Source organism: Allopusillimonas ginsengisoli, assembly GCF_004153455.1.
Classification (GTDB): Bacteria; Pseudomonadota; Gammaproteobacteria; order Burkholderiales; family Burkholderiaceae_B; genus Allopusillimonas; species Allopusillimonas ginsengisoli.
Map to the genome: position 1 here is coordinate 1 of NZ_SDQE01000027.1, position 2,473 is coordinate 2,473.

The window sequence follows — 2,473 nt, forward strand, 5'->3', positions numbered from 1 at the left end:
GTAAGCGTCCGGGGAACTCATCTTGCTGAGTTAACGGCGTTAGCTACTTAAGCGGTTGGCACCCAGTTGTGCGGCAAGAGTTCGCCAATGCGGCTGGCCGGTTGTGTCGGTAGACGCGTAAGCACCTGCCTCAGATAGGCATACGGATCATGCCCATTTAGCTTGGCCGATTGAATCAAGGTCATCACGGCCGCCGCACGCTTTCCCGCTCGTAACGAGCCGGCGAACAGCCAGTTGCTGCGGCCCACGGCAATGGGTCGAATCTGTTGTTCGATGCGGTTGTTATCGATCGGCAACTGCCCATCGTCCAGGTAGCGCGTGAGTGCGCCCCAGCGTTTTAAGCTGTAGTCCAAGGCTTTCGCCGTGGCGGATCCTTCGGGCACCCGCTGGCGCTGCGCCAACATCCACTGATGCAAGATGTCAGCCAGTGGTCTGGCCTGTTCTTGCCGTACTCGCCATCGGTCTTGTGTAGGCAGGTCTTTCACCTGGCGCTCAATCTCATAGAGTTGGCCGATATATTGGAGGGCTTGCTCGGCCAACTGGCTCTTGCTGGAGGCGTGCAGCTCGAAGAACTTGCGTCGGGCATGCGCCATGCAACCAATCTCGATCACGCCTTGTGTAAACAGCGCCTTATAGCCCGAGTAGTCATCGCAGATCAGGCTACCTTGCCAGTCACCCAGGAAGGTGCGGGCATGTTCACCGGCTCGGCCTTCTGTGAAGTCGTAGACCACGGCCTTGAGGTCCTCGAAGGCCCCCGGGGCATAAGCCCACAGATACGCCCGATGGGTCTTCTTGCTGCCTGGTTTGAGCATTTGAACCGGTGTTTCGTCTGCATGCATCACGCGGTGTGCCAAGAGTGCTTCACGCAAGGCATCGGCCAGGGGCTGCAACTGTACGCCACACACGCCAACCCATTCAGCCATGGTAGAACGCGCCAGCTTCATGCCGGCACGCTCGAAGATCTTCTCTTGGCGATACAGCGGCAGGTGGTCTGCATATTTAGCCACCAACACTTGAGCCAGTAAGCCCGTGCTGGCCATGCCTTTATCAATCACGTGGGCAGGAGCTGGGGCTTGGATTAAGGTCTGGCACTGCTTGCAGGCCCACTTGCCGCGGATATGGCGTTCTACGCTAAACACGCCCGGAACATAGTCCAGTTTCTCAGCGACATCCTCACCGATACGCTGCAACTGGCAGCCGCACTGACAGAGGGTGGAGTCGGGCTCGTGGCGGTGCTCAATGCGGGGTAGTTCGGGCGGCAGGGCCGCACGCTTGGGCTGCTGCTTAGGTTGGCTGATTGAGGGTGCACCACGCAGCTGTTCCAGTTCTAACTCAAGGGCTGCGATATCTGCCGTGACGGTCTCATCCAGCAAGCTACCTTGCTCGCCCGAGAGACGTTCTCTTTTCTTGCCGAACTGGTAACGGCGCAAGCCTGCTATCTCGTGCGTAAGCTGTGCAATCTTGGTGTCTTTATAGAGTATCTCTTGCTGCTTGTTGGCCAAGAGCTGGTCTTTCTCACCCAACTGTGCCATCAAGGCGCGAACCTGCTCACGCAAGGCGTGGGCATCAAGATCATCCAGGTTCGGGGTGGGTGCATTCATAGGCGTCAGTGTGCCATGACATACTCGCAGGCCGCCATTGGCGCATGCCCCGATTGTTTTATAGGGCGTCGATTACCGCAAACATACCCAGGCGATGCCACGGTAAACCCACGACCAATGCCTGCCATTGCTCTTGATCCAATGACAGGTTTGCCTGACCTGCCCGGGGCCAGACGAACCGCCCCTGATTCAAACGTCGTGCGGCCAGCCACACGCCCAATCCATCATGCACCAAGACCTTCAAACGATTGCCGCGTTTGTTCACAAACACGTAGGCGTGATGGGGATGGGCCGCACCGAAGACTTTAACTACCCGAGCCAGCACCGTCTCGGTGCCCGCTCGCATGTCGATCGGTTCGACTGCCAACCAGATCTGGTCGATGCGGATCATCGCATTACGTCACGCAGCCAGGCCGCGCACTGCTGTGCTTGGCCTATGGGCCAGCGTACCGATGCGATCAGACCGTTGCGTTGCAGGTCAATCATGATGAACTGTTCAACCGGCGCTTGCGACTCAGGCGATTGTGCTCGAGTAAGTGGCAATGCGATAAATTGAGCAGCGACATCACGTTGCGGGGTAATGCTGGCCAACGCTGCATGCTGGTGCTGACCGAGCCGCTCATGTTCGGTAAGCCAGCGTCGCAGAAGATTCGGATTAATCCCGTGCTCCATGGCCACAGCGGCTACCGATACGCCCACTTGCTGGCACTGCAACACCAGTTCGGCCTTGAGCTGCGGGCTATGTGTGCGACGCCGCCGGCGTTTTAACGATTCGTTCTCTTGGCTCGTGTACATGTGTCCACCTATTTTGATGGACACTATGCTCTTATGAGCGAGCGGCTAGCTCAAGATGCATTTACCGGACGCTTACG

General features: G+C 57.8%; 3 protein-coding genes. All 3 read right to left on the bottom strand.

What is annotated here, in order from left to right; genetic code table 11:
• Window positions 1–47: 47 nt before the first annotated feature.
• Genes tnpC through ERE07_RS21535 form a run of 3 tightly spaced genes read right to left on the bottom strand, consistent with a single transcriptional unit; the run spans window position 48 to window position 2,396 of the window.
• A complete protein-coding gene (gene tnpC / locus ERE07_RS21525; RefSeq protein ID WP_130011067.1) occupies window positions 48–1,601 on the bottom strand; it encodes an IS66 family transposase in 1,554 nt (517 codons plus the stop codon).
• A gap of 58 nt (window positions 1,602–1,659) precedes the next feature.
• Entirely contained in the window at window positions 1,660–1,992 is a 333-nt protein-coding gene (gene tnpB / locus ERE07_RS21530; protein ID WP_130011068.1) for an IS66 family insertion sequence element accessory protein TnpB, read from the bottom strand.
• Complete coding sequence (locus tag ERE07_RS21535; RefSeq protein ID WP_130011069.1) at window positions 1,989–2,396, bottom strand: transposase; 408 nt, start codon at window positions 2,394–2,396, stop codon at window positions 1,989–1,991. Before ERE07_RS21535 ends, tnpB begins: the two co-directional genes overlap by 4 nt.
• Window positions 2,397–2,473: the final 77 nt, after the last annotated feature.

Excerpts from the sequence above, each read along its gene's own strand:
- tnpB (WP_130011068.1), bottom strand. The coding sequence starts at position 1,992 with ATGATCCGCATCGACCAGATCTGGTTGGCAGTCGAACCGATCGACATG.
- ERE07_RS21535 (WP_130011069.1), bottom strand. The coding sequence starts at position 2,396 with ATGTACACGAGCCAAGAGAACGAATCGTTAAAACGCCGGCGGCGTCGC.
- tnpC (WP_130011067.1), bottom strand. The coding sequence starts at position 1,601 with ATGAATGCACCCACCCCGAACCTGGATGATCTTGATGCCCACGCCTTG.